This window comes from Chryseobacterium sp. 'Rf worker isolate 10' (genome assembly GCF_050753305.1).
Classification (GTDB): domain Bacteria; phylum Bacteroidota; class Bacteroidia; order Flavobacteriales; family Weeksellaceae; genus Chryseobacterium.
This window is the reverse complement of record NZ_JBOZOF010000003.1, coordinates 221,515-247,007: the sequence shown is the minus strand read 5'-3', so window position 1 is coordinate 247,007 and position 25,493 is coordinate 221,515. Positions and strand designations below refer to the sequence as shown.

The following is a 25,493-nucleotide window of genomic DNA, read 5'->3' as shown; positions in this document are numbered from 1 at the left end:
TTATATTTTTAAAGAATTAATAGTCCATCCAGGATTTGAAAATGGAAGCTTTTTCCCGGCTTACAATCACTTCCATATCAGGCTGTTTTCTCAGTTCCAGCTTTAATTTTCCATTAAAATGATTAAAAATCTGCTTTACGGAATTGATATGGATGATAAATTGTCTGTTGGCCCGGAAAAAGAATTTAGGGTCCAACTGTTTTTCAAGCTCTTCCAAGGTTTGAGGTACATTCTCTACTACTCCGGTATTCAGCATGGCTTTGCTGATTCCCAATTCAGTATAAAAGTATAGAATATCTTCTGCCAGAACGGTTTTGTATCCATCTCTGTGAGCGATCAGAAAACGTTTTCTGTAATCTTTCGGCTGAATATAATTCAGCAGTCCTTCAATGGCTGATCCTACTACCGGAACGCTTTCCATAAAGGTTTCGTAGCGCTTTAAAGCAGCATCCAGCTCTTCTTCTTCAATGGGCTTCAGAAGGTAATCTACACTGTTGTATTTGAATGCCTGTACTGCATATTCATCATAGGCTGTAGTGAAAATAACGGCACTTTTAACTTCATGCTTATTGAATATTTCAAAGCTGAGGCCGTCCGCAAGGCGTACATCCATCATGATAACATCCGGAACAACATTATTTTCAAGCCAGTGTACTGTGGAGGTTATTGAGTCTTCCACAGACAGAATTTCAATATGGGGTCTTAGCTTCAACAACAGTCTTTTTAACCTGTCGGCATTGGGTCTTTCGTCTTCAACTATTAAAACTTTATTAATCTTCATATCAATGGGAGTTTTACAATAAATTTATGTTCAGTTTTTTCGATAACAGGTTTAGGATATCCTAAAATTTCGTACCGGGCAATAATATTGGTAAGTCCTACTCCTGAGGAATCCGGCTTATTGATCAAAGGTAAAAACGTATTAGAAACGACTAATTCTCCTTCAGCGTTTGTAAAAACATGGATTTCCAAAGGATTTATTTTAGAGGTCTGATTATGCTTAATAGCATTTTCAACCAGTAATTGTAAAGACAGCGGCAGGGTAAATCTTGATCTGTATTCTTCCTGGATATCTATTTTGAATATAACACCTTCACCAATTCTTTTTTCAATCAGAAAGATGTAGGATTCTAAAAATTTGAGTTCCTCTTCTACTGCAATAATATCTTTTTTGGAATTGACTAACAGGTATCTGTATACTCTTGCAAACTTCTCAGAATAATCATAGCCTAGCTGCTGATCTTCCAGGATAAGTTCTGACAGTACACTTAAGTTATTGAAAATAAAATGGGGATCTATCTGAAGCTTAAGCGCCTGGAGTTCTGCCGCCATAGCTGCCTGCTTATGTTTGGAAGCCCTCAGTTTATGCTGGGCGGCTTCTACTGCTGTTTTTTTCCAGTTTTCCAATAAATAATCTACGGTATTAAAAGCACTGATAATCAATGATATTACAATATTGGTTGCGATCCATTGCCCCAGGAGTGTATATTCTTTTCGGGAGTCCATTTCGGGTAATGTCACTGAAGTACAGTCTACAATGGCATTAATAATGATCACAATCATGACACTTCCCACGATTTGGAGCAAACACTGAATAAACAGTCGTTTTACGGTTCTGTTGCTCCAGGGAAGCCACTTATTGAGCGTCCTATCTATAAATATACTTACCTCTGAAATAATGATGGAAAAAAGAATAATCCAGGTGGCGTCTTCCAGAATCATCTTCACTGGAGCGTCCAGATATCCTTTCCAAACAGGATCAAAGGGATCAATAAGGTAGGAAAAAACACAGAAGGTGACCACTGCTACAGCCCAGATTACGAGCCTTCTTTTCATGGTGGAAAGAATCTTCTTATTCCGTACTATATTTTTCCTTATGGTAGAAATCCTATTCATATCCGGGATTTTATGAATGTAAATATAGAAATAGATTTTAGACGATAACCTCCTATTTTAGACGAGACCGCCAAAACCGTACCTGAAACGTAAAATAGCAGCGTTCAAATGGATGTGACGGTTCATCACCTTAAAAAGACATTTCATCATCATTTTATGCAATGTCACCCTATTTTTACAGCCAGTGAACCGCTGTGTACCATAGTTTTGCAGTATTAAATCCGGTACAATGAAAACAATAATTGTCTGCACAGATTTTTCCCACGAAGCCGAAAATGCGACTCATTATGCAGCATCTATAGCTAAAGAGAATAATTACAGGATTATCCTTTTTAATCTGCAAACGGTTTCTATTCATGCTTTGAATGCACAAGCCTCTGCTGATTTTTTCTACACTCAAACGCTTAAAAATCAAAACAAGCTGGAAGACAAAGCTGCTGAACTTAATACATTGTATGCTATAGAAACTGCGCATCATCTGGCTTCCGGTAATTTTATTGAAGAGCTTGAAAGTTGTATACAACTCAACGAATGCGATTTTGTTGTGATGGGAATGGCAGAAAAAACGCTTGAGCAAAAGCTTTTAGGAAATAGTGTTACAAGGGCAATCCATAAAATAAAGAAACCTATACTCATTGTTCCGGCCCATATAGAATATACAGGAATCAGGAAGATTCTTTTTGCTTATGACATTCACAAAAGTATGACCTGGTCTGCCATGAATGACATTTATTATTTTATTAATGAATTTAATTCCGAGGTTGAGGTATTCAATGTAAGTGAAAGCCTAGAAGATTTTGCTGAGGTTATTCATGATATTGATCTGAACTCCGGATATGATCTGGATGACATTAAGTATAGTTTTAAAATGATTCAATCCATCGAGGTCATCAAGGCTATTGAAGAGGAAATAAGACTTACCAATCCTGATCTTCTGACAATGGTTCCGTACAAATATAACCTTGTGGAGTCTCTTTTCCATCGAAGTAAAACAGCTATTATGGCTTACAAAAATAAAATACCACTACTGTCAATTCCCTTAAACATAGATTAAGAATCAATAAAAATCTGTTCTCAATTTGAATTATCCTTTTTGCCTTTAAAGGCTAAATTTTACACTTAATCTTGTTTGACAGGACCGGAAAATTGATTTCCGGTCCTGTTTTTTTCATGTACAATTCCAGAAGATTTACAAATAAACCGAGAGCCCGATTTTTCTATTTTGAGGAGCTCAACTGGAATATTTTTCTAAAACAAAAACAAATCAGAACATCTTATTCAACTGAATATCAAAAAGTCGTAAATTTAATAAAGGATAAAAACAGTGTTTTCCCTCTTTTTTATAGTTGTACCGTTAGCTAATTTTGTTCAATAAAATTAAACACCATAAAAATGAAAACTTACTTTTTTACTAAGATTTTAACACCTTTGTGTGCAGCGCTTATTCTGGCTTTTTGTCTGCTAAGCTGTACCCGTTGCTCCGAACCACCTAAAGAACCCGTTAGTAACAGTTATAAAAAGAAACTGATCAGCTATCGTGAAGGCAGAGTTCTTTTTGATGAATACACAAGAACCAACCATGAAGTGCTCATGAAGTCCAGAAACGGTGAACCCGACTCGCGATGGTACTGGTTCTCGCTGGAAGATATGGAAGGCTATATAAAGTATGTAAAAGAAAGTGCCAAGAAACAAAAATTAAAAAATCCGGGAATCAGGATTTACATGGGAAAGTACCCATTGAATCATCCTAAAAACAGAATGGCAAAACCGGAATATGCAGGCTATCAGACTATATTTTTAGTTCCTACCTCCCAAAAACGAGAAAGAACCAATGCAATGGCCAGATCTGCCTCCACCGAAGAAAATACAGATGTGCCTTCTATAGAATCTATGAATATGACCAATCTGGCACCACCACCAAAAACGCTGTCAGGAACAATGCCTTAAAAAACACAAAATTATGAACTGGAATATTGAAACAGGGAAACAGATATCGATAATCATATCCATTATAGTAATGGTTTTAATGATCATCAAATATAGAAAAACCGGAAAAGAAAATTTGTTTTTTATCATTGGATATCTGTTGTTTTCCCTGATCGATATTTTCTGTTATTTCTACTATCGGTTTACAAGTATGCCTACGGACATCTTTTATGTGATTGGATTTTTAATGATTGTCTTTTTTCTGTATTTATTGTATTATTACCAATTACTGTATGTTCCGCTGCTCAAAAAGATACAGACTGTCATTCTGATTCTTTTTGTCCTTAATATTGGTTTCATGTTTTACTCGGAAGATGATCTGCTTCATCATTTTTCTTTTAATATGTTGTATGTGGACATTCTCCTGTTGTTATTTTCTATTATTTTGTTCCTGTATCAAACTTTTAATTCGGATAAAATATTGAGAATCAATAATTACCCACCATTCTGGATATCAGTGGCACTGCTGATCTTTTTTATTGGAAGTATTCCGATTCTGTTTTTCAGAACTACTGTTTCAGAAAGTATTTATTTCTTCATTTTATTTATGCTGAATCTGATCAGCAACAGTATCCTGATATTCGGTTTATTAGGAAACAAACAGGAAAAAACCCGATAAAGGCTTCTTAGATATGGAAGAGAATAATTTGGTCATCATCTTTACGATTACTTTATTCATCGTTGTTTTGACAATGATCTTTATTTATGTGGTTTTTATCAAGAAAAAAACAACGCTGGTAATAGAGCAAAAGGAAAAAGATCTCCGGTTTGAAAAGGAACTGGCTACTTCACAGGTGGAAATGAAAGAGCAGACCCTCAATTATATCGGGCAGGAACTGCATGATGATTTGGGGCAAAAGCTTTCTGTGGTCCGGCTAAGACAAAATCAATTGATTACCAAACTCAAAAATACAGAAAAAGAAGATTTGATTGAGCTCAATGAACTATTGGGAGAATGCATACAGGACATCCGAAACCTATCAAAAACACTGATTACTGAACAGATTATTCATTTCGGATTGGCAGAATCTATAGAAAGAGAAGTCAGCAGGATACAAAAACTGAAATTATTAAAAATAGAATTCATTACTCAAAAGCAGGATATTGATATTTCTCCAAAACATGGTCTCATCCTTTTCAGGATTGTCCAGGAAAGTATCAATAATATTCTAAAACACTCCAAAGCCAAAAATGTTTCCGTACAGATAGAAGATGACTGTGAAAAATTACACATCAGCATCTCCGACAACGGAAGAGGCTTTGATACCAGCAGTATTCAGGATGGCTCAGGATTAAAAAACATGGAACTGAGAGCCAAACTGATTCATGCTGAACTGTCTATACACTCAGAACTGAATAAAGGAACACAAACTTTGATAACCTATCACAAAAATTTATTATGAAAACTATTCCCATAGCGATCGTTGATGATCATACCTTAATCTCCAAAGCGCTGGAGAATATGATCACAGAAAACACTCAATATCGGGTAATTATGAATCATCCTAATGGAGAAGAATTTATTGCAGGTATAGAAAATGCTTCCGAATTACCCGCTGTAGTGTTGATGGATGTTAATATGCCTTATAAAAACGGTATAGAAACTACAGAATGGCTTACCGAGCATTATCCTGATATAAAAGTAATTGCTCTTACCATGGATGATGATGAAAAAGTTCTCATCAGAATGCTGAAAGCAGGAGCTAAAGGATATCTGCTGAAAGATATGCAGCCCTCTATTCTGTTTCAGGCCATCGATACTGTATTTGAGAAAGGCAGTTTTTATACAGATTTTGTTGCTCAGAAATTATTGAAAGTAAAAACAGAGGAAATTAAAAATGCCTCCCTGCTTTCGGAACTGAAAGACAGAGAAAAAGAATTTATAAAATGGGCCTGCAGCGAACTTACCTACAAAGAAATTGCTGACAAGATGTGCCTCAGTCCCAAAACAATTGACGGTTACAGAGACTCCGTGTTTGTAAAACTGGATATAAAAAACAGAGCCGGTCTGGTTCTCTTTGCTTTGAAACATGATCTGTGCTGATTGAATATTCCAACTTTTTAAACTCATTTCTCATTCTATAAACAAATATTTTTACATTCTATTCACGGATCCGGCAGCTTTTCAAGCTGCCGGATTTTTCATTCTATAACACACTCATATACAATACAAAAGGTGTTTTCCCTTTTTCAAAATACGGTTTTCTCCTCTGTTTTTGTCCTTCAGAATGACTGAATTTTGTCATAGAAAAAAACAAACACCAAAAGGCAGAACCCGAAAAGCCGAAACAGAGTAGGGAATATTTTTAAAACTAATACAATGAAAAAAGCACTTATCGTAGGTATTAATGATTATGCACCCATCGGATACGGAGGTCCGGATCTTAATGGCTGTGTAAATGATGCGAGAGATATGGCAAACACATTGGTTATCTGTGGTTTTAGTCCCGCAAAGATTAAAATCCTTACCAATCAAAATGCAACAAGAGCAAATATATTAAACTATCTGAAATCCATGATCAGCACAAGTGTAAAAGGAGATTCTCTTGTTTTTTATTATTCAGGGCACGGAACCAGAGTGGCAAATATTGGAACAGATCTGGAACTGGATGGCTTAGATGAAGCGATTTGCCCACACGATTATGCCAATGCAGGAGTCATCCGTGATGATGATTTTAAAACAGTTCTCAGCAAGCTAAAAGCAGGAGTGAATATGGAAGTTATCTTCGACTGCTGTTATTCCGGAACAGGAACCAGAAAAATGGATCTGGGACTGGAAGCAGATCTTCTCAATGAAACTGCCCGTTATATTCCGCCTATGCTTGAAGATGAATTTTATCTGACGTATGCCAGTGAAATGGAGATTTCTAAAAGTTCAAAAAAATCAACCGTTCTTACTAAAGCATTGATCCCTGTTGCAGGAATGAATCATACGTTATGGGCAGCAGCAAAAGACAATCAAGTGTCAATGGAAGGAAATATCAGCGGACAAATACGAGGGTATTTCACCTATCATTTCTGTAAGATATTACGAGCTACCAATGGTAATATCGTCCGCAAAACACTTGACAAACAGGTGGCTATTGCATTAGCTGCTATGGGAGCCGCCCAAATTAACCAAACGGAAAGCATTACTGCAGAATTTTCACAAAAAATATTCACTTAATCATACAACCATTACCGGCGGAATCCGAAAAGCCATCAAAAGAGTAGGAACACACTAGATTAAAAATAATAATCATGTCTAACATTGAAAACAACAACCCAATGACCGCTGAAGAGGTTTTAAGACTTAGAACCGTTAAAGCAAAATCAACTGAAAAACCATCTGTAATTGAAAAGTTATTCAGCCAGCGTCCCGCTATGGAAACCATTAACGGAAGAACTTTCCCTAAAGGAATGAAAACAATAGGAATGCCTATGGATGAAAAAACAGCGGAAAACAGAGCTCTGGAAACAGACCATTTCTACCCTACTCATGCTGATTTTGAATACAATCCGAAACTGGAACCTAAAAAAGACCGTAAGCCTAAGTTTATTGAAAGAGATTCTTTCCTGACTCCGGAAAATGCAAGAACTATTTTTGGAGCAGATCAAAGAAAAGTATATAATTCTACAGCCTATCCGTGGAGATGCGTTGGAAGAGTAGAAAGCTCTTTAGGTTCAGGAAGCGGTGTGATGATCGGGCCAAGACACCTTCTTACCTGTTCTCATATTGTAGACTGGCAGCCTAATAATACAACAGGATGGCTGAAGTTCACGCCAATGTATTACAATGGAAGCGCTCCTTACGGAACGGCTTGGGGTACATTAACGTATTACAAGTATAAAGTAGCAGGCCCTACTATCGACTCTACAGAGATCCAATATGATTATGTAGTGATTGTATTAGACAGACCTATCGGAAACAGCACAGGCTGGTTAGGCTCAAAATCATATTCCGATTCCTGGGATGGAGGTGCTTACTGGACTCACGCAGGATATCCGGGAGATCTTACAGGAACTCAAAGACCAACCTACCAGGCAGGTATCGCTCTGGATGGAGATTTCTGGAGTGCTGATGACAATGAAAGCATGAGCCATAAAGCAGATATATGGCCTGGACAAAGCGGAGGTCCTTTCTGGGGATATTGGGACGGTTCTCCCTATGCTGTGGCTACTCAAAGTGCCCATAATCCAAGTGATAATTTTGCAAGTGGTGGCTCAGATTTAGTCAATCTGGTCATCAGAGCAAGAAATGAACATCCTTAATTTATTTTTTTAGCTTCAATCAAGAGCCTACCTTTCGGGGTAGGTTTTTTTAATAATAAAATAAAAATTAACCGGGTTTACTATATCTAATTTGATAATATATTAAATATAAAAGATAAATGCTATTTTCATTTGAAGTTACAACATCATTAAACCTTATATTACCACAAAATAAACATGTTTAAATTTTTATTTTCATTTCCATAATAGTAAAATGACGTTTTTTAATTCAACCAAACAAAATCTATTTAGAATTGTTACAAATTTATTCAAGCGGCATGGATATATAAGTATAATATTTATTTTTGAAAGACTTTAAAAATCCTTACAGAATAAAGAATATTTGATAATAAAATTACTTTTATCTTATAATCTAGGTAAGCATTTTAAAATTCAATAAACTAATTTAACCATGAAAAAAGTAATCAAAAATAAACCATCTGTGGTTTTAAATGGTTTTGAAAAAATTTCAGAATCACAAAAGAAACATTTGTTGGGTGGGTTCTCCCATACAATTACTAACCCAAATACCGGGCTCGATCCTGATGATGGCACTACTAATAATTGCCAAGGAGGAAACTGTAGAGCAGGGTGTGGAATACTACAAAACCTAAACTGCATTCAATGCGGAAATTAAGGCATTCACAATTCAATTATTTATAACAAAGCTGTTTGCAATTTGCAGCTTTTCAGGAATTCTAAGATTTATTACATATAGATCATAATTAGTAATTTAAACAAAAGTTTAACCATGAAAAAAGTAATCAAAAGTAAAACCACTGTGGTTTTAACTGGTTTTGAAAAAATTTCAGAATCACAAGGGAAACAATTATTGGGAGGATTTTCCCATACAATTTCTAATCCGGAAACAGGACTTGATGACGGTACAGGTACTAGCAATAACTGTGCAGGAGGAAACTGTAAAGATGGATGTGGACAAGGACAAAACGTAAACTGCGTATCAGGTTGTGGAAAATAAGAATAAAACTTTTCAGCCAAATACTCTATAAGAGCTGGCAATAATGAAAATTTTATATTTATAGTATTGATTTATAGTAGATTATATTATCCACGCCATTAATATCAAAGTTGTTAGTGGTTAGAATTAAAACTACTATCCAGATGATAGATTAGCAGTTGTATTGAAACAAGTTTATCATACTATTGTGATCAAGATTTTCTGGATTCATCTATAAGCTCAAATACACCCTGTATTAAAACTGTTATGTTTAATTAAATTGAGGCTGTCTCAAAAGTATACTTCTTAAATTCCCTATATCTGGAAATTCAAAGAGTACTATTTTGTCTTTTGAGACAGTCTCTTATCACTAAGTTATGAAATATAGCCAATTCAACTCTATCGTATACATAGACGAAAGATATTATTTATATAATTCTTTCAACCAAAAATTTTTAGTAATCGATCCTATATTGAAGGATCTACTTGAAGCTTCAAAAAACGAAAACATAGAAAATTTACAAGAGGTACATCCCACCTTTTACGATTATCTGGTCGCAGAGGAATTCATTATCGCTAACGAAATTGAAGAAGTTGAAAAAGTAAAGCAACTTGCAAAATCTGTTGATGAAAACCACTCTAATTTCCTGCTTACCATTAATCCTACAATGAATTGTAATTTTAAGTGTTGGTATTGCTATGAAACGCACGTAAAAACATCTAAGTTTTCTCAAAGTATGATTGATAAAGTGGGGAAGTTTATTGAAAAAACAACATCAAACCCTGCCATGAAATACTTCCAGTTAGCATTTTTTGGAGGGGAACCCTTACTCTATTTTAAAAAAGATGTAGTTCCTGTTATCGAAAAACTTCAGGATGAATGTGTGAAAAATCTTGTGGACTATTCTGTTAGTTTTACCACAAATGGTTATCTGATAGATGACTACTTTATTGATTTTTTTAACTCCCGTAAAATAACCCCTTCATTTCAAATTACTCTGGATGGTTACAAAGAAAAACATGATGAAGTAAGATTTGTAAATGCAAAAAAGGGATCCTATGAGGAAATTGTAAAAAATATAAAGCGCCTAATAAACAATTCTTTCTTTGTAAGACTTAGAGTAAATTATACATCAGAAAATATTGCTGATACCTATAAAATATCAGAAGAGTTTCAAGATATCCCAGCCGATATCAAGAAAAAATACTTGTTAATGGATTTCCATAGAGTGTGGCAGGACTCACAGAATGATAATATAAATACAGTCGTAGATGAAAATACAGACAAAATCAAAGAGAATGGGATTCTGGTTAGTCACATGACTCCTGATAATGTTCGAAACTCATGTTATGCAGATAAAAGAAACAGTGCTGTTATTAATTATAATGGTGATCTATTCAAATGTACTGCCAGGGATTTTACAACAGCCAAAAGAGCCGGTTATATTAATGAATCAGGTGATTTGATATGGGAAGATGACTATCTTGAGAGAAGAATGAATACAAAATTTAAAAATAAACCATGCTTATCTTGCAGATTACTTCCAATTTGTAATGGAGGCTGCTCACAGCACGCTATGGAAGCAGAAGAAAGTCAAACAGAATACTGTGTATATTACGGTGATGATCGATTAAAAGATGATGTTGTAATATCTAAAATAAAAGGAATAGTAGAAGCTTTAGTTTTAGATGAAGTTTAAATTTGTTAATCAACTTGAAAGTAATGATTGTGGGCCGGCTTGTTTATCAATGGTTCTAAATTCTTATGGGGTAAATATTCCTGTAAAAGAATTAAAAGAAACCTGCGGAATAACAAGAATGGGAGTCTCAGTCAAAGACATTTTAGATGGTGGTGAAAAAGTAGGTTTTGAATCTCATGGTTTAAAACTTACTTTAGATCAGCTTGAAGAAATCCCCTTACCCGCAATTTTATTTTGGAAGCAAGATCATTATGTAGTATTATATAATATTACCACTAAAAAAGGTAAAAAAAATTATTATATCGCAGATCCTGGCTACGGGAAAATTAAAATTGAAGAAGAACTGATAATAAGAGAATGGATTGGAAATGAGGCAAAAGGAGTCTGTTTGATCTTTCAGCCTAAAGATGATTTTGAGGAAATTATTGAAAAAAACACTTTTACTGACCATAAAAAGAAGCCCTTTTACCACAGTACTGTTATCAATCATCTTATTAGTTTTCTTAAGAACAATAATTACAGATACATATTCTCCCTTCTGCTATTGATTGTGGGGCTTGGTACCAACTGGCTCATTCCTATTATTTTTAAAAGAATAATTGATGATGGAATAATAGCCAAATCTCTCAATTTAGTTATTATTCTTTTGCTTACACAGTTTCTATTATTTATGGGAAATTTTGTATCACAGTTTATAAGCGATTTCATATTAACAAAACTAAACTTTAATTTATCGATAACTCTTAAAGAAAAGTTTCTTAATAAACTGATAAAACTACCTGTAAATTATTTTGATACGAGACTAAATACAGATACGCTGCTTAGGTTAGGTGATTTATCAAAATTACAAACCTTTTTTACCTGGAAGGGAATTAGCTTTTTTATTAATACTCTTAATTTAATTGTTTTTAGTGGCATCCTGTTTTCTTTAAACAAATTAGTTTTTTTAATATTTGCCGTATTAAGTACTTTATCTGTTATTTGGATTTCCTTTTTCTTAAAAAAGAGAGCTGCTTTAGAATATTCATTATTTATAAAGCAATCAGACAATAGTAACAATCTGTACGAATTTATAATGAACATGCCTGAAATAAAGGTCAATCAGGCTCAGAACACTATTATATCAAAAATTTTAAGATTACAAAGAAGTCTAAATGAGTTAGAATTAAAGTCTTTATATCTCAACGCCTACCAATTATCTGGTGCTAATTTTCTTTTGAAATTTAAAGAAATAACAATAATTGCACTTTGTGCATATTTTATAATAAATTCACAAATGACTGTAGGTACTTTATTAAGTATCTCATTTATTCTCGGGCAATTAAGCGGACCTATTATTAATCTGATTAACAATATAAAAGATGGCCAGGACGCTTTGATATCTCAAAAAAGAATTGAGGATGTCTTTAAGGTTTCAAATGAAAATGACCAAGAAACACCCGAAAGTGATATAGATATTAATGATATTATTTTAGATAAAGTTTCTTTTAAATATCCAGGAAGCTTTAATCCATTTGTAATTAATAATTTGTCTTTTGCAATCCCAAAGAATAAAGTGACTGCAATTGTTGGTACCAGTGGAAGCGGTAAAACTACATTAATGAAATTATTAATGAAATATTACCTGCCAACTTCTGGAAATTTATTTCTTGGTGAGGATAATTTTTCAAGGTTAGATCCTGATCATTGGAGAAATAAATGTGGTGCCGTACTTCAGAACGGACATATTTTTTCTGGAACTATTAAATACAACATTGCTCTTTGTGAAAATGAGTTTATAGATGTAGAGAAACTTGAAAACGCATTAAAAGTTGCTTGCTTAGATAATTTTATAGAATCTTTACCTCTAGGTTCAGAAACAAAAATTGGTAATGTCGGAATGCAATTGAGCGGAGGGCAAAGCCAGCGGGTGTTAATTGCCAGGGCAGTTTATAAAAACCCTGAGTTTTTATTTTTTGATGAAGCTACCAGCTCCTTAGACGCAAATACAGAAAAAGAAATCCTAAATAATTTAAGAGATTTCTTTGTAGGAAGAACAGTTGTGGTTGTAGCCCACCGTTTAAGTACAGTTAAAAATGCGGATCAAATCATTGTAATGGAAAAAGGAGAAATAACGGAAATAGGAACTCATGAAGAACTCATTGTGACAAGAGAAAAATATTTTTCTTTAGTAAAAAATCAGTTAGAATTAGGAAACTAATAGTTCCCATTCAAGCTAAAAGCCAGCGATTCTTAATTTAATTAAAAAACAATATAAACATGAAAAATTTTGTAACAGTTTTTATTTTTCTTATTGGAAATATATTTCTTTCACCAGTTTATGCCAGCCAGCCAGAGAATGAAAAAATAATTAATATCGCAGGAATCGTTTTTGATTCAAAATCTCTCCTTCCTATAGAAAATGTTGACATTTATAATGAAAAAGGAGATGTTATTGCAAAAACTGATTCTAAGGGTTATTTTATAGGTAAGTTACAATATACTAATAAAGAAGGTATAAAGTTTAAAATTAAATTAGGAAAAAAAGGTTATCTACCTTTCACTCAAACTGAAAATTGGGCAGAATTTACAAAAGGAAGCATTAACACGATATATTATTTTGGAATTAAAAAAGCTGATGAGGCTTCTGATATAGATTCTTTTTCACAATTTATTTTTAGCAGTGATCTTTCATTTGCATCTGCTGTCAATAATTTTGAAAATGTTTTAGAAAAATTGAGGTTTAACCAAACCATTAGTAATCTGAGAAAAAGCGGTCAAAACAGTTTCTTTGAAATTAATAATTCTTATTATTTAATAAGTGATACAGGTTGGATAAAGCTAGAATCACCCAAAAGTTTAATTTACATTGATCCTTTAAAAAAAATATCTGCAGAAAATCTCAATTCTACTATACAGCGAAAAGACATTAAAGATATTCTTCATACAGATGACGGAGAGATAAAAATCACAACGTATAAAGTTAAAAATAGATAATAAAATTAAATCCAAATTCATATCCTTTAGGAGTTTACAACATTCATAAAAAATTATAATTAACAATTTTAAAAACTATTGCTATGAAAAAAGTAATCAAAAGTAAAACCACTGTGGTTTTAACTGGTTTTGAAAAAATTTCAGAATCACAAGGGAAACAATTGTTGGGAGGGTTTTCCCATACAATCTCTAATCCGGAAACAGGACTTGATGATGGTATCTCAAATAACTGCCAGGGAGGTAATTGTGCTATCAATTGCAGCATTCATCAGAATCTTAATTGTAGTGGAGCATGTGGTAAATAAATATTAATACCTAAGTAAAAACATGAAAATTTTAAGTGGTAAGAATACCCGACTAAAAACGGAACGTTTACAACAGCTTATTGTTTCTTCAACAATTGAAAAAGATAAATATGCTGGTAAACTTATTGGAGGTTTTAGTCAATCTTTATCAATCGGCAATGATGATACCATTGGACAAACTAATAATTGTGACGGAGTAAACTGCCGCAAATATTGCGGTGCCGATTTCGTTAATGGTTAATATTAATCAAAAATTAAAAATATGAAAAGTTTTAATAATAAAAACACAGGTTTAGGCATTGATCGTTTAAAGCATCTGATCATTTCTTCAACGATTGAAAAAGATGAATCTATTGATAAACTTATCGGTGGTTTCAGCCAATCTTTATCCATCGGAATTGAAGATACTATTTCTGATGGCCAGTCTAATAATTGTAATGGAGCAAATTGTCATAGACATTGTGGCGATTATCCTCCAGATACTCCGGTAGGACCAAATACGGTCTGTATTTTTTAAATAAATATTATGAATGTTAAAGGCCTCTTTTTGAGGCTTTTAAAATATCCCTATTTCTCTATAATAAATAGCTTAATTGTCTGATAAAATGGTGAGTTCCTGGTGAAGAAACATCTTTTCCATAAAGCAAATGATGAAAGTAATTTTACAACTATTTTACATTACAAAAAAGATGATCGTTATTAAATATATGAATCAATTTAAATAATAAACCTGAACGATAAATTATCATTCAGGTTTACATTATCAGTTTTCAAGTAATTATTTACTGATTTTTACATCATTTTTTTTAACAAAACCAAAGTCCTTAGAATGTAGTTGCAGGTGCAGTACTGTTGTTTAGCTTTCTGTTGACTTCATTCTTTTTCCCTTTAGCAAAATCATAGCCTATTCCTAAGATAAACATATTTTTGTTGTTATAAATATTGGTAACTCCTGAATAGTTTACCAGGCTTTCATCAAGTGTTTTAACCTTGTATCTTGATGGCATCCCTATCCAATACATTCCAGTAGTAAATGTCCAGTCTTTTAGTTTATAATTAGCAAAAATATGGTTCTGGTTCTCATTCGTATTTAAGAATGCTCCGCTTAGCGTGTAAACAGGGATATTAAACATATAAGTCAGGCTTAAATTTTTGTATTCGGAGGAAATTGTGAAATTATTTCCGAAATAATTGTTTTTGAGCAAAGCTCCTGAATTCAGCTTCACACGCTGCATTGTAGGATAAATATTTGCTTTAATAACTAACAGCCTATTTCCAAATGGTTTTACAGATCCCGTCATCTGTACCCCTAAACGTGAGCTAAACTGAGCATTTTCGTATGTTAATGCATATTGGGTATTGTTATTATACAAAACATACATACTGTTTATCGCATTATCCAAATAATTATAGAAAAGATTAGCATTAAAATCAAAATACTTATTATTGTAAGAATAATTTAAATTATTATTCCATGCTTTTTGTATTGTTAAAAAGGGATTTCCTGTAGAAACAATATTAGGAACAATCTGATTGATATTCGGACTTAATGCTGTGCTACCCGGGCTATAAGGGGTGTAACTACTCGTAAATCGCAAGCTCTGGTTTTTCTTCAACTCATATCCTAAGATAATTTTAGGAGTTATCGTCCAGTCATCATTGCTCGTTGTTGCCGTTTTATTGTGTATATTAGTTAAACCCACCCCTATACGATACATGAGTTTTTTGCTTTTACCTGCAAATTCAGAATATAAATATTGTGTCAAATAATTGACAGAAAAATCAAAATTTCCCGCAAGATTCTCTAAGCTATTATTAACATTGTTATTGTCAATTCTATAGCCTGAACTTAATTTCCCCATTTCAAAATCATGAGTATAAGCCACCTCCCCTACAATGCTCTTCTGTTTGGCTTTCAAATTCATATCATTATCAAAAACAATATTATCCGTATTGATGACCCATTCTTTATCAATTTCAAAGCTTTTACTCGTATATGCAGATCCTACAACATTAAAACTTATTTCATCCTTTTTGCCTAGTTTTTTTGAAAAGTAAATATCTAGCTTTGGAGGACTATATTTTTCACCACTATATTGTGAGGTTCCATGTTGTTCTGAAACATTATCTTTCGTGAAAATACTTTGTCCGTTTCCCTTAGAGAAAGAATTATAGATATTCATTGAAAACTTCGTTTGAAAAACATAATTTCCACTCAGAGAGTTAGTATATCTTAAAGTAATATCCTGATCGGTGTAGCCAAAATGATCTGTCTTATTTTCATTTGTATTGTAATGAGATCCTTGCAAATAATAATCATAGATCCTATTAGTAGCTCGGTTATCATAATCTCTGAAATTAATGGCATACTCAAGACCAATATTATTTCTGCCATTGGTATAGTTTGCATAGGCCTGTCCGTTTACAAACCCAGTCGTTAATGCAGTGCTTACTGAAGTTCCCGCAGCAAAACCTACTTCTGGATTTCTTGTAATGATATTAACAACAGTATCTGCTCTATTGGCCCACCTCGTAGGAGGATTATCATAATACTCAACTCTCACTACATTTTCAGGTCGGATACCTCTCGCTTGCAGCTCTGTTGATTCTATCCCGTTTATTAAAAGTAAAAACTTCCCCCCTTTTATACTGGAAATCTTACTGGAAATAGGATCGAACTGAAGTTCCGGCAAAGTTTGCAGCAAATCATTGGCATATCTGGCCTTTTTTAAAGCTTCTTCGTCAAAACTATAAACTGCTTTGTCTACATATTGCTTTTTACGTTGTGTTTTTATCAGAACCTCTTGGATTTCTTTTGTTTTTTGAATTGAATCCTGAACTGTTGGTGTACTAGTTTCTTGTGCAAGAGTAAAGCTACCTATAGTTAATAGCGCTAAACTTATCTGTTTTCTCATTATTAGTATTAGTTTTTTTTCGAAATTTTTCAGCAAATTTAAAATTACAGAATGTTTTTCCAAAGTAAAGTGATATTTATTTTGGAAAAGTTAAAATGTTATATATATGTATGGAACTGTTTCAATCATAAACATGGCCAACAACGACATTTTCTATCTGAAATATAATAAATTATTTTCATCAAAAGTATGAATAATCCGACAATATGTAAGTATGTATTAAACTTTATTGAGAATTATAAATTATCCTATTCTAAAACTTGTGAAGAATCATAATCTTTAAAAGAAAGTATTTTATCTTCATGAATATATGTAATAAAGACGTGGAGATAAAATGAAAAATTAAAATCATCTTCATTTATTTTTGCTGCCCTTAGATAATTAATGACCCGTTAATTCTCAATATTTTAATACATTTGTTATCAAACATATTTCAGATGAATTTCGAACAGATCAATTTACACCTTGAAGCTTATAAAGAACATGATCAGATTCTGGATGCAGCAAAATATCTGATCCATTCTTTCAATTTGGAGCATGAAAACTTTGCAGGTTTTGGATTTAGGCAGGAACTGTCTCCCACCTCAATGCTTCTTACGGCAGAAGGTGATCTGGGAGGCCCGCAAACAGTCATGATTCCAAGAAATTTATTTGATTTTGACCTGAATCTTGTTCTGAATATGGTTGCCCACGAAATGCTTCATGTAAGACAGAAAGCTCCGGGGCAGGTAATTGAAGACAAAAATGAAAGAGAATTCCAGGCGTATTATGAGATGCTTTTTCACAAGGTATTTCCACAAATACCGGAAGTTTCGGATTTCCATAAAAAATTCTTCGGAGGAAAAGCATTGGAATATTACAAAAGAATGGGTGAAGGCTCTATGTTACAACAAAAATATGCAGAACAGAAAACAGAAGTAGAACATTTAATCAACGAATTACCATGACAGTAAAACCAGACATCACCTGGGCAGATTTTGAAAAAATAGACATCAGATGTGGAACAATAATCTCTGTGAATGATTTTGAAAAAGCAAGAAACCCGTCTTACCAACTGGAAATAGATTTTGGAGACCTGGGAATCAGAAAATCATCAGCACAAATTACCTCTCTTTATGAAAAAGAGGAACTGATAGGGAAACAGATTTTAGCAGTAGTGAATTTTCCTAAAAAGCAGATCGCCAATTTCTTCAGTGAATGTCTTGTGCTGGGATTATATGGTGAAGACAAAAAAGATGTTACTCTTTTAGCTCCTTCACTCCCCACAAAAAATGGAATGCAGGTAGGATAGACACCCAACAAAACACATATGATACAGAACATACCATTAGAAAGAGTCTTATTCCTTGATATTGAAACCGTTCCACAGGCTGAATCATGGGACAAATTGTCCGAAACCGATCAGTATCTCTGGGATAAAAAAACAAGATTTCAACGCAAAGAAGATGTCTCCGCAGAAGAATTTTATGACAGAGCCGGTATTATGGCCGAGTTTGGAAAAATTATCTGCATCACCATCGGAATGATTGAAAAGAATGACACCTTAAAAATAAAAAGCTTTTCCGGTCATGATGAAAAGAAAATGCTTCAGGAATTTGGAGAAATATTCAACAGCCCAAGGCTTTACAATGTCATCCTCTGTGCTCACAATGGGAAAGAATTTGATTTCCCTTGGATTGCAAGACGGTATCTTATCAATGGAATGCAGCCTCCTGCTCCGTTTCAGATGTTTGGAAAAAAACCCTGGGAGATTCCTCACATAGATACAATGGAGCTTTGGAAATTTGGGGATTATAAGAGTTTTGTATCCTTAGAATTGCTGGCACATGTCTTTGGAATTCCTACTCCGAAAGATGATATTGACGGCTCAATGGTTTCATCAATTTACTACATAGAGAAAGACTTGCAGAGAATTGTTGACTATTGTGAAAAAGATGTCTTAACTTTGGCAAATATTTTCCGGCGGATGCGTCAGGAAGATTTGTTGAAAAGGAATATCAATCTAGATTAAAAAATGAAATTTACAGACGATCAAATTGCTGACATTGGTGAGGAAATCATTGGTGTACTAAAAACCGTATATGACCCCGAAATTCCGGTAGATATTTACGAATTAGGGCTGATTTACGATGTCCAGATCTCCGATGATGCTGACGTAAAAATTATAATGACACTTACTACTCCCAACTGTCCTGTGGCAGAAACCCTTCCTCAGGAAGTAAAAGATAAAGTGGCTGAAGTAGAGAACGTAAAAAGTGTAGATTTAGAGCTTACTTTCGAACCAAGCTGGAATAAGGATATGATGAGCGAAGAAGCAAAGTTTGAGCTGGGAATGCTTTAATTTTTACTCTTAACAATATAAAACCCCGAAAATAATTCTTCGGGGTTTTTGTTTTTAAATATCTTTTGCTATTTCCTTTCCTTCTCTCCTGCTCCACTCACTCCATGAACCTACGTACAAATCCGGGATTGGAAATCCGGCGTAGTCCAAAGCTAAAATAGTATGACACGCAGTAACTCCCGATCCACAGTGAATGATCAGATGATCAGGCTTATTTTGTAATAATTTTTTGTATTTTTCTTTTAAGACTTCCGGGCTCAGAAAGTTTCCATTTTCATCAAGATTTTCAGAAAAAGGAATATTGATTGCTCCCGGAATATGTCCAGCTACCAAATCAATAGGTTCAGATTCACCTTTATAACGATAAGCATCTCTCACATCAACAACCGTAGAAGAACCGTTTTTTAATTCATTTTCAACAACTTCCAGGCTTGAAACCGGAAGAAGCCATTGCTCTTTTTTAATTAAAGCTGCTTTATCAAATGTCTCTTCTCCCGAAGAAAATTCTAAGCCTGCTTTTTCTGCTGCCTGCATTCCGCCATCCAGAACCTGAACATTTTCAAATCCAAAAGACCTTAGCATCCACCATGCCCTTGCCGCAGCGTTTGAAGCATTTTTATCATCATAGACAACAATATGAGCTCCTTCTGATATTCCAAGACCGGAAAGTGTTTCAGCAAACTTTTCTATAGAAGGAAGTGGATGCCTGCCTCCAAAAGCAGCATTTTCACCTATTTCAGCCAGATCTTTATCCAAATCAATAAATCTTGCTCCGCTAATATGCTTTTTAAAATAGTTTTGTCTGGCATCTTTTCCAGTTCTGGCATCTAAAACAATTGTATTCTGTAAAACGTTAATAATCTTTGTAATTGGAGGAAGTTTCATAATAGATAGTTAAATTATACTGGAGGTTAAAAATTATTTCCTTGAGAATTATTTTTGTATAAATTTAAGTAATTAAAAAAGACAAATATGAATTCTAATTCAGAGCTTCCCAAAAAATCAAATAAACAGTGGATCTTACTATCTGCAATAGCAGCTCTTCTTTTAATCGCTTTTTCATTTTTATACAACTGGCAGCGTTATTTTACCTCGGCAACTACTACACAGGCAGAGTATGGCACTCCAGCCATCGTTATTGAGAATTTTGATTATCTGGAAACCATCACATTTAAAATACATGAATATAATGAGATTAACGAGGAATATAAAAAAGGAATTGTTCAAGTATTTATCAACAATAAATTTTACGATGCAGAAGATCGTTCCGAGAGGTTTCATCTTACCAATATCAAAGACCGTGCACCCAAAGTATTTGCATTTGGTAATTTTACCGGGAAAAGTGAAACAAACAAAGATGATCTTGCCTTTTTAGTAGAAAATGAAGACTCAAGCAGCAGTATTTTATTTATCATTTCCAGTAATGGAGATGTTCTTTATAAAAAAAGATACGATAGCGAAGTTCCGGCTATCAATTCTTTTAAAAGAGGAAGTAAGGTTTTTATGGATACCGAACAGCTACAACCTTCTCCAGAAGATGGACTTATTATCAAATTTAAATCCCATAAAAGCGTTATTCTATATGTTTCAAAAACTACCAATTTTGAAGAATTCCATCAATACACTACAGAAGAGTTGGATGACATGAAAAACCCTCACTATGAAGATGAAGAATCGCCATCCCAGTCGGGCGGCGATTCTATATAATCTAATTAAATGATCTTCTGTATCTTAAAAGTGAAAAATATCCTTCGCCTTATTATAAGAACTTTCAAAGTTCAGAAGGTTCAGTTTATGCTCTGCTTTTTCAACACTCATAAAGTTGATGACCTGTTCCGTAGGCATATTTCCCACAAGATCATCCTTAGCCATAGGACATCCTCCGATTCCTTTAATGGCACTGTCAAATCTTCTGCAACCCTGATCGTAAGCTGCTTTTAATTTCGAATAAGAATCTTCATAACGGTTATGAAAATGTCCTCCGAAGTTAATTTCAGGATATTTTGAAGGTATTTTTTCAAACAAAAGAGCAATCGTTTCCGGAGTTGCCACACCAGTTGTATCTGACAATAAAACATCTTTCACTCCGATATCTGAAAACCTTTGTGCCCACTGGTCAACATCTTCCCATTTCCACATTTCACCGTAAGGATTTCCAAAGGCCATGGAGAAATAGATATTAAGCTGTTTTCCTTCACTTCTTACCAGATCAAGCATTTTAATGATTTCATCAAAAGCTTCTTCTTGGCTTTTATTTGTATTTCTATGCTGAAAAGTTTCGGAAATAGAAAACGGAAACCCCAGAATATCTACCGACTGGTGCTTCAACGCTTTTTCTGCACCTCTGTAATTACCAATGATGGCAGAAACTTTAGTCTTGGAACGTGATTTGTCGATATTTTTGGCCACCTCATCAGAATCAGCCATCTGCGGAATTGCTTTTGGAGAAACAAAACTCAGACAATCCAATACATCAAAGCCAACATCCATCAAGGAGTTGATATAATCTATTTTTTTATCGGTAGGGATAAATTCTCCCCATCCCTGCATGGCATCTCTAGGACATTCGGTAAGAAACATTGTTACTTTTTGATTTTCTCAAATATAATAAAACTAAACTACTTAGTATACTGTACATACAAAGCTAACACTATTTTGATTTTCAAATATTTATATCTGATTTATAATTTCAATAACTGATATTAAATCGCAAATAACGTATTCTCAGCATCAAATTTGCTAACTTTGTTAAAATTTATGATATCTGATGAGTACAATAGAATTCAACCCATTGTGGAAAGAAAAATTACTGAACCGTTTTCTTAGCTATGTAAAAATATATTCAACCAGCGATGCAGAAAGTGAAACAACCCCTTCTACTCCGCGTCAGTGGGATATTGCCAACTATATTACTGAAGAACTGAAGACTATCGGCCTGGAAAATGTTTCAATTGATGAACACGGTTATATTATGGGATATGTTCCTTCTAACCTTGAAAATGATGACAGACCTACGATTGGATTTATTTCACACTATGATACTTCACCAGACTTCAGCGGAGAAAATGTAAAACCTCAGGTTTGGGAAAACTATGACGGAAATGATCTTCTTTTGAACCAGGCTACAGGATTCACATTATCTCCTTCAAGATTTGAAAGTTTAAAAAAATATGTCGGCCAGACATTAATTACCACTGACGGAACAACTCTTCTTGGTGCTGATGATAAAGCAGGCTGTGCTGAAATTGTAACTGCTGCGGAATATCTTATTGCTCATCCTGAGATCAAGCATGGAAGAATTGCTATAGGATTTACGCCTGATGAAGAAATCGGAAGAGGAGCTCATAAATTTGATGTTGCTAAATTTGGCGCAGAATGGGCTTATACGATGGATGGTGGAGAAGTTGGAGAATTGGAATATGAAAACTTCAACGCTGCCGGAGCTGTGGTAAAAATCCACGGATTGAGCGTACACCCAGGTTATGCTTACGGAAAAATGATCAATGCAGCTCTTTTAGCGGCTGAATTTGCTCAAATGCTTCCTGCTAACGAAACACCAGCAACAACAAAAGGTTTTGACGGATTCTATCACTTAATGGATATTACAGCTGATATCTCTGAAGCAAAACTTCAATACATCATCCGTGATCATGATGCAGATAAATTTGAGGCCAGAAAGAAATTCATGGAAGGGAAAGTAGCTGAATTCAACCAAAAACATGGTGAAGGAACTGCTGAAGTGGAAATCAAAGAACAGTACAGAAACATGAAGCAGCAATTTGAAGGTAAAATGCACATTGTAGACCTTGCCGCAAAAGCAATGACTGAAGCTGGTATAGAGCCTAAGATCAAAGCCATCAGAGGAGGTACAGATGGTGCTCAGCTTTCTTATATGGGACTTCCATGTCCGAATATTTTCGCTGGAGGAATCAACTTCCACGGTCCTTATGAGTATGTAGCTTTGGAAAGCATGGAAAAAGCGACTGAAGTAATTATTAATATTGTAAAAGCATAATAAATCATGAAAAAGGTCTTAGCATCAGCTTTCATTTTCACTTTTATTTTTGGCAGTGCCCAGGTTTCTGAATTTCAGAGGGCAGATTCCCGCTATGAGAGAAAGAAAACGGCTCTGTATAACAAATATCCTAAGCCTAATGATTTAAGAACTAAAAAGGAATGGCTCCTGACAGAGGATAAAATCGCTGCTTACAAAGAAACTTTGGATAAAGCTTCTTTGGATGATAAGAAAATGATCTCCGCAGATCCTCCTGTAAAAACAAAAATCACTAAAGAAGCAGAATATGAAAAGGGTAAGGCAACTTTCCAAAAGCTATTATCCGAAGCTGTTAATCTTGATTTTTTAGGTTTTTATTCGGATTCTTATAAAGTAACAATGACCTTTGTGGTCGATTCTAAAGGAAATGCTCTCAATCCCAGTGTAAAAGGGAATAATGAAGATGTAAATGCTTTCATTGAAGCTGCTTTTTACCGAATCCGAGAGAAAGGAAAATGGAAACCTGCCCAAGACAAGGGAAAACCGGTGTCTTCAAATGTTTCTCTCCCTTTAACATTCATTTTTAAAAAATAATATCAAGAACCCGCTCAGATGAGCGGGTTCTTATTTTCTAATATTGATATGGATCTCACAGTCATGATGAAGGAATGAAATATAAATCTTATTGAAAATCATTATGTTATTGACACTAATTTAATCTGATTCTTTTGTAAGCCTTAAATAATTCTTCTAAATTAGAGAGAAACTTAAAATCACTGCTTATGAAAATGAAATCTAATGACTTCAAAATCAACAGAAAATTTTATTTTTCTTTTCTTTTTTCTATTTTCTGTTTGTTTCTTTTAACGTCTTGTTCTCAGGATGATCCCGTGGATACTCCTGTTGAAAAGCCCACACAGTCTGTTCAAATGAAGACTTTGGGAAATCTGACTTTACAAAAAAATGTTATTATCCTGAATGATGAATCCGTAAACGCTATTTCTATTCATAATGAAGGAGGAATTACATTTAGCCGTACAACTCCGCAAACAGACAGTATTTCGGCCGGAACTGTTATTGTTGGTACTAAAGTAGAAGGCGATCAGGTGAGCACCATCCTTTCAAAAGTGAGTTCTGTTTCTAAGGTTAACAATCAGTTCGTTGTACAAACCTCCAGTGCAAAACTTGAAGAGTTTATTTATAGCGGAACGCTAAGCGGAGTGTATGATCCTTCAGACAAAGCGCCCATTAGTATCAATGGAAAAATGGTGAACTATGTTCCCGTAGAAGGGATGGTTTCCCAGGAAATCAGTAATAAAATACTTTCTATTGAAGCAAGGAATCTGCAAAAACAAAAAGTAGTTGCTTTCAACCGTTTTGATTTTGATAAAACCTTTTCATTTCCTTTGTCTTCCGCAGGAACATCAAGTGTCAATGTAAAAGGTGGGTTTACTCCAAAAATTGATTACAATATTACATTCTCGTGGGGACATTTATCCGATTTTTATGTCAATTTCATTATGGATGACATTCAGCTTCAGAGTACTGCCACTATTGTAGGAAGTCTTGGCTACACCGCAAGTACTACAGACTATCTGAATATTCCTATCGTACCTATTGTTTTAGGACCTACCGGACTCATTTTAAGCCCTACCATTTCTGCAGGCCCATTTCTTGGAGTGCAGGCAACAGGAAAGGTTCAGGGACAGCTTTTGGATCTTGAAGGAAATGCCAACTTTTTGGTAAGCAAAACTCCGGCAATTAATATTAACCTGAAAAAGAAATCAGATCCTGCCGTCACCGGTGTGGAAGGAAACTTATCTGCTGAAGCTGGTTTAGAGGCTAAAGGAGCCGTAGGACTGATGTTTATTTCTATTCCTATTGCCAATTCCGGATTAAGGGGAAGAGCTTCTGCTCTTTCATCTTTAGGACTCACATTTATTCCTGAAAGAAAAGGAATGTTTTCTGTAAAAGGCAAAATACAGGCGGATATGTTCTATGGTTTTGGAATAGCTCCTTTAAGATATGAAGGTACTTTTCCTCTTTTCAAAAAAGAATATTTATTGTATCAAAAGGGTTTCAGTTTTTAAGGCAAAACTTTTTATTGAAAAATATACGTTTACACGAAATTTTGCTAAAAAAATAATATCAAAACCCGCTTCCATCAAAGC

28 protein-coding genes are annotated in these 25,493 nt (G+C 34.3%); 23 read left to right on the top strand and 5 right to left on the bottom strand.

Annotation, left to right across the window (positions count from 1 at the left end):
• Positions 1–16 precede the first annotated feature (16 nt).
• Both LKL37_RS15565 and LKL37_RS15560 read right to left on the bottom strand, forming a co-directional pair.
• Positions 17–781 (bottom strand): LytR/AlgR family response regulator transcription factor, encoded by a 765-nt coding sequence (locus LKL37_RS15565; protein ID WP_431611427.1) that lies wholly within the window; start codon positions 779–781, stop codon positions 17–19.
• On the bottom strand, positions 778–1,896 hold the full coding sequence (locus LKL37_RS15560; protein ID WP_431611426.1) for a sensor histidine kinase: 1,119 nt from the start codon (positions 1,894–1,896) through the stop codon (positions 778–780). Before LKL37_RS15560 ends, LKL37_RS15565 begins: the two co-directional genes overlap by 4 nt.
• 229 nt (positions 1,897–2,125) lie before the next feature.
• Here LKL37_RS15560 and LKL37_RS15555 point away from each other — a divergent pair, with 229 nt between their 5' ends.
• The 15 genes from LKL37_RS15555 to LKL37_RS15485 all read left to right on the top strand — a co-directional run bounded on the left by LKL37_RS15555 (position 2,126) and on the right by LKL37_RS15485 (position 14,589).
• Entirely contained in the window at positions 2,126–2,950 is an 825-nt protein-coding gene (locus tag LKL37_RS15555) for a universal stress protein (protein ID WP_431611425.1), read from the top strand.
• A gap of 338 nt (positions 2,951–3,288) precedes the next feature.
• On the top strand, positions 3,289–3,843 hold the full coding sequence (locus LKL37_RS15550; RefSeq protein ID WP_431611424.1) for a hypothetical protein: 555 nt from the start codon (positions 3,289–3,291) through the stop codon (positions 3,841–3,843).
• Positions 3,844–3,856: 13 nt separating this feature from the next.
• The gene (locus LKL37_RS15545) at positions 3,857–4,501 is read left to right on the top strand and encodes a hypothetical protein (protein WP_431611423.1); all 645 of its coding nucleotides are present in this window, start codon (positions 3,857–3,859) and stop codon (positions 4,499–4,501) included.
• Between the two features lie 13 nt (positions 4,502–4,514).
• A complete protein-coding gene (locus LKL37_RS15540; protein ID WP_431611422.1) occupies positions 4,515–5,285 on the top strand; it encodes a sensor histidine kinase in 771 nt (256 codons plus the stop codon).
• Positions 5,282–5,926, top strand: coding sequence for a response regulator (locus LKL37_RS15535; protein ID WP_431611421.1), 645 nt, complete (start codon positions 5,282–5,284; stop codon positions 5,924–5,926). Before LKL37_RS15540 ends, LKL37_RS15535 begins: the two co-directional genes overlap by 4 nt.
• 276 nt (positions 5,927–6,202) lie before the next feature.
• On the top strand, positions 6,203–7,048 hold the full coding sequence (locus tag LKL37_RS15530; protein WP_431611420.1) for a caspase family protein: 846 nt from the start codon (positions 6,203–6,205) through the stop codon (positions 7,046–7,048).
• A gap of 74 nt (positions 7,049–7,122) precedes the next feature.
• Positions 7,123–8,133 (top strand): trypsin-like serine peptidase, encoded by a 1,011-nt coding sequence (locus tag LKL37_RS15525; protein ID WP_431611419.1) that lies wholly within the window; start codon positions 7,123–7,125, stop codon positions 8,131–8,133.
• Between the two features lie 412 nt (positions 8,134–8,545).
• The gene (locus tag LKL37_RS15520; RefSeq protein ID WP_431611418.1) at positions 8,546–8,770 is read left to right on the top strand and encodes a hypothetical protein; all 225 of its coding nucleotides are present in this window, start codon (positions 8,546–8,548) and stop codon (positions 8,768–8,770) included.
• 114 nt (positions 8,771–8,884) lie between these two features.
• Positions 8,885–9,112, top strand: a complete 228-nt coding sequence (locus LKL37_RS15515; RefSeq protein ID WP_431611417.1) for a hypothetical protein — start codon at positions 8,885–8,887, stop codon at positions 9,110–9,112.
• A gap of 356 nt (positions 9,113–9,468) precedes the next feature.
• Positions 9,469–10,791 carry a radical SAM protein gene (locus LKL37_RS15510; RefSeq protein ID WP_431611416.1) on the top strand — a complete coding sequence of 441 codons (1,323 nt, stop codon included), beginning with the start codon at positions 9,469–9,471 and terminating at the stop codon, positions 10,789–10,791.
• Positions 10,781–12,991, top strand: a complete 2,211-nt coding sequence (locus tag LKL37_RS15505; RefSeq protein WP_431611415.1) for a peptidase domain-containing ABC transporter — start codon at positions 10,781–10,783, stop codon at positions 12,989–12,991. The genes LKL37_RS15510 and LKL37_RS15505 overlap by 11 nt, the downstream gene beginning before the upstream one ends.
• 59 nt (positions 12,992–13,050) lie before the next feature.
• On the top strand, positions 13,051–13,767 hold the full coding sequence (locus LKL37_RS15500; protein ID WP_431611414.1) for a hypothetical protein: 717 nt from the start codon (positions 13,051–13,053) through the stop codon (positions 13,765–13,767).
• 83 nt (positions 13,768–13,850) lie between these two features.
• Positions 13,851–14,072: a hypothetical protein gene (locus tag LKL37_RS15495; protein ID WP_431611413.1), complete on the top strand. Its 222-nt coding sequence runs from the start codon at positions 13,851–13,853 to the stop codon at positions 14,070–14,072.
• Between the two features lie 22 nt (positions 14,073–14,094).
• Positions 14,095–14,313 (top strand): hypothetical protein, encoded by a 219-nt coding sequence (locus tag LKL37_RS15490; RefSeq protein ID WP_431611412.1) that lies wholly within the window; start codon positions 14,095–14,097, stop codon positions 14,311–14,313.
• 21 nt (positions 14,314–14,334) lie between these two features.
• Complete coding sequence (locus tag LKL37_RS15485) at positions 14,335–14,589, top strand: hypothetical protein (RefSeq protein WP_431611411.1); 255 nt, start codon at positions 14,335–14,337, stop codon at positions 14,587–14,589.
• Positions 14,590–14,896: 307 nt separating this feature from the next.
• Here the strand turns inward: LKL37_RS15485 and LKL37_RS15480 are convergent, their stop codons facing one another.
• On the bottom strand, positions 14,897–16,987 hold the full coding sequence (locus tag LKL37_RS15480) for an outer membrane beta-barrel protein (protein ID WP_431611410.1): 2,091 nt from the start codon (positions 16,985–16,987) through the stop codon (positions 14,897–14,899).
• A gap of 437 nt (positions 16,988–17,424) precedes the next feature.
• On the opposite strand from LKL37_RS15480, the gene LKL37_RS15475 reads away from it, so the two are divergent.
• From LKL37_RS15475 to LKL37_RS15460, 4 genes are read left to right on the top strand one after another with little or no spacing between them, the layout of a single operon-like run.
• Positions 17,425–17,934 carry a hypothetical protein gene (locus tag LKL37_RS15475; protein WP_431611409.1) on the top strand — a complete coding sequence of 170 codons (510 nt, stop codon included), beginning with the start codon at positions 17,425–17,427 and terminating at the stop codon, positions 17,932–17,934.
• A complete protein-coding gene (locus LKL37_RS15470; protein WP_047376054.1) occupies positions 17,931–18,278 on the top strand; it encodes a tRNA-binding protein in 348 nt (115 codons plus the stop codon). The genes LKL37_RS15475 and LKL37_RS15470 overlap by 4 nt, the downstream gene beginning before the upstream one ends.
• Positions 18,279–18,296: 18 nt before the next feature.
• Entirely contained in the window at positions 18,297–18,998 is a 702-nt protein-coding gene (locus LKL37_RS15465) for a 3'-5' exonuclease (RefSeq protein WP_431611408.1), read from the top strand.
• A gap of 3 nt (positions 18,999–19,001) precedes the next feature.
• Positions 19,002–19,328, top strand: coding sequence for an SUF system Fe-S cluster assembly protein (locus LKL37_RS15460; RefSeq protein ID WP_034691980.1), 327 nt, complete (start codon positions 19,002–19,004; stop codon positions 19,326–19,328).
• A 54-nt stretch (positions 19,329–19,382) separates the two neighbouring features.
• Here LKL37_RS15460 and LKL37_RS15455 read toward each other — a convergent pair whose 3' ends face one another.
• Positions 19,383–20,213 carry a sulfurtransferase gene (locus LKL37_RS15455; protein WP_431611407.1) on the bottom strand — a complete coding sequence of 277 codons (831 nt, stop codon included), beginning with the start codon at positions 20,211–20,213 and terminating at the stop codon, positions 19,383–19,385.
• 87 nt (positions 20,214–20,300) lie between these two features.
• Between LKL37_RS15455 and LKL37_RS15450 the strand changes: the two genes are divergently transcribed.
• The gene (locus tag LKL37_RS15450) at positions 20,301–21,035 is read left to right on the top strand and encodes a hypothetical protein (RefSeq protein WP_431611406.1); all 735 of its coding nucleotides are present in this window, start codon (positions 20,301–20,303) and stop codon (positions 21,033–21,035) included.
• Positions 21,036–21,059: 24 nt separating this feature from the next.
• On the opposite strand, the gene LKL37_RS15445 is transcribed toward LKL37_RS15450, so the two are convergent.
• Positions 21,060–21,908, bottom strand: coding sequence for a hydroxymethylglutaryl-CoA lyase (locus LKL37_RS15445; protein ID WP_431611405.1), 849 nt, complete (start codon positions 21,906–21,908; stop codon positions 21,060–21,062).
• 187 nt (positions 21,909–22,095) lie between these two features.
• Between LKL37_RS15445 and pepT the strand changes: the two genes are divergently transcribed.
• The 3 genes from pepT to LKL37_RS15430 all read left to right on the top strand — a co-directional run bounded on the left by pepT (position 22,096) and on the right by LKL37_RS15430 (position 25,412).
• Positions 22,096–23,343: a peptidase T gene (gene pepT / locus LKL37_RS15440; protein ID WP_431611404.1), complete on the top strand. Its 1,248-nt coding sequence runs from the start codon at positions 22,096–22,098 to the stop codon at positions 23,341–23,343.
• 6 nt (positions 23,344–23,349) lie between these two features.
• Positions 23,350–23,916 (top strand): energy transducer TonB, encoded by a 567-nt coding sequence (locus tag LKL37_RS15435; protein ID WP_431611403.1) that lies wholly within the window; start codon positions 23,350–23,352, stop codon positions 23,914–23,916.
• A 188-nt stretch (positions 23,917–24,104) separates the two neighbouring features.
• Entirely contained in the window at positions 24,105–25,412 is a 1,308-nt protein-coding gene (locus LKL37_RS15430) for a hypothetical protein (RefSeq protein WP_431611402.1), read from the top strand.
• Positions 25,413–25,493 lie beyond the last annotated feature (81 nt).

Coding starts and splice junctions, on each gene's coding strand:
- LKL37_RS15535 (WP_431611421.1), top strand. CDS start 5,282: ATGAAAACTATTCCCATAGCGATCGTTGATGATCATACCTTAATCTCC.
- LKL37_RS15555 (WP_431611425.1), top strand. CDS start 2,126: ATGAAAACAATAATTGTCTGCACAGATTTTTCCCACGAAGCCGAAAAT.
- LKL37_RS15470 (WP_047376054.1), top strand. CDS start 17,931: ATGACAGTAAAACCAGACATCACCTGGGCAGATTTTGAAAAAATAGAC.
- LKL37_RS15490 (WP_431611412.1), top strand. CDS start 14,095: ATGAAAATTTTAAGTGGTAAGAATACCCGACTAAAAACGGAACGTTTA.
- LKL37_RS15510 (WP_431611416.1), top strand. CDS start 9,469: ATGAAATATAGCCAATTCAACTCTATCGTATACATAGACGAAAGATAT.
- LKL37_RS15505 (WP_431611415.1), top strand. CDS start 10,781: ATGAAGTTTAAATTTGTTAATCAACTTGAAAGTAATGATTGTGGGCCG.
- LKL37_RS15540 (WP_431611422.1), top strand. CDS start 4,515: ATGGAAGAGAATAATTTGGTCATCATCTTTACGATTACTTTATTCATC.
- LKL37_RS15545 (WP_431611423.1), top strand. CDS start 3,857: ATGAACTGGAATATTGAAACAGGGAAACAGATATCGATAATCATATCC.
- LKL37_RS15515 (WP_431611417.1), top strand. CDS start 8,885: ATGAAAAAAGTAATCAAAAGTAAAACCACTGTGGTTTTAACTGGTTTT.
- LKL37_RS15430 (WP_431611402.1), top strand. CDS start 24,105: ATGAAAATGAAATCTAATGACTTCAAAATCAACAGAAAATTTTATTTT.
- LKL37_RS15480 (WP_431611410.1), bottom strand. CDS start 16,987: ATGAGAAAACAGATAAGTTTAGCGCTATTAACTATAGGTAGCTTTACT.
- LKL37_RS15445 (WP_431611405.1), bottom strand. CDS start 21,908: ATGTTTCTTACCGAATGTCCTAGAGATGCCATGCAGGGATGGGGAGAA.
- LKL37_RS15495 (WP_431611413.1), top strand. CDS start 13,851: ATGAAAAAAGTAATCAAAAGTAAAACCACTGTGGTTTTAACTGGTTTT.
- LKL37_RS15435 (WP_431611403.1), top strand. CDS start 23,350: ATGAAAAAGGTCTTAGCATCAGCTTTCATTTTCACTTTTATTTTTGGC.
- LKL37_RS15485 (WP_431611411.1), top strand. CDS start 14,335: ATGAAAAGTTTTAATAATAAAAACACAGGTTTAGGCATTGATCGTTTA.
- LKL37_RS15465 (WP_431611408.1), top strand. CDS start 18,297: ATGATACAGAACATACCATTAGAAAGAGTCTTATTCCTTGATATTGAA.
- pepT (WP_431611404.1), top strand. CDS start 22,096: ATGAGTACAATAGAATTCAACCCATTGTGGAAAGAAAAATTACTGAAC.
- LKL37_RS15530 (WP_431611420.1), top strand. CDS start 6,203: ATGAAAAAAGCACTTATCGTAGGTATTAATGATTATGCACCCATCGGA.
- LKL37_RS15565 (WP_431611427.1), bottom strand. CDS start 781: ATGAAGATTAATAAAGTTTTAATAGTTGAAGACGAAAGACCCAATGCC.
- LKL37_RS15455 (WP_431611407.1), bottom strand. CDS start 20,213: ATGAAACTTCCTCCAATTACAAAGATTATTAACGTTTTACAGAATACA.
- LKL37_RS15550 (WP_431611424.1), top strand. CDS start 3,289: ATGAAAACTTACTTTTTTACTAAGATTTTAACACCTTTGTGTGCAGCG.
- LKL37_RS15520 (WP_431611418.1), top strand. CDS start 8,546: ATGAAAAAAGTAATCAAAAATAAACCATCTGTGGTTTTAAATGGTTTT.
- LKL37_RS15560 (WP_431611426.1), bottom strand. CDS start 1,896: ATGAATAGGATTTCTACCATAAGGAAAAATATAGTACGGAATAAGAAG.
- LKL37_RS15460 (WP_034691980.1), top strand. CDS start 19,002: ATGAAATTTACAGACGATCAAATTGCTGACATTGGTGAGGAAATCATT.
- LKL37_RS15450 (WP_431611406.1), top strand. CDS start 20,301: ATGAATTCTAATTCAGAGCTTCCCAAAAAATCAAATAAACAGTGGATC.
- LKL37_RS15500 (WP_431611414.1), top strand. CDS start 13,051: ATGAAAAATTTTGTAACAGTTTTTATTTTTCTTATTGGAAATATATTT.
- LKL37_RS15475 (WP_431611409.1), top strand. CDS start 17,425: ATGAATTTCGAACAGATCAATTTACACCTTGAAGCTTATAAAGAACAT.
- LKL37_RS15525 (WP_431611419.1), top strand. CDS start 7,123: ATGTCTAACATTGAAAACAACAACCCAATGACCGCTGAAGAGGTTTTA.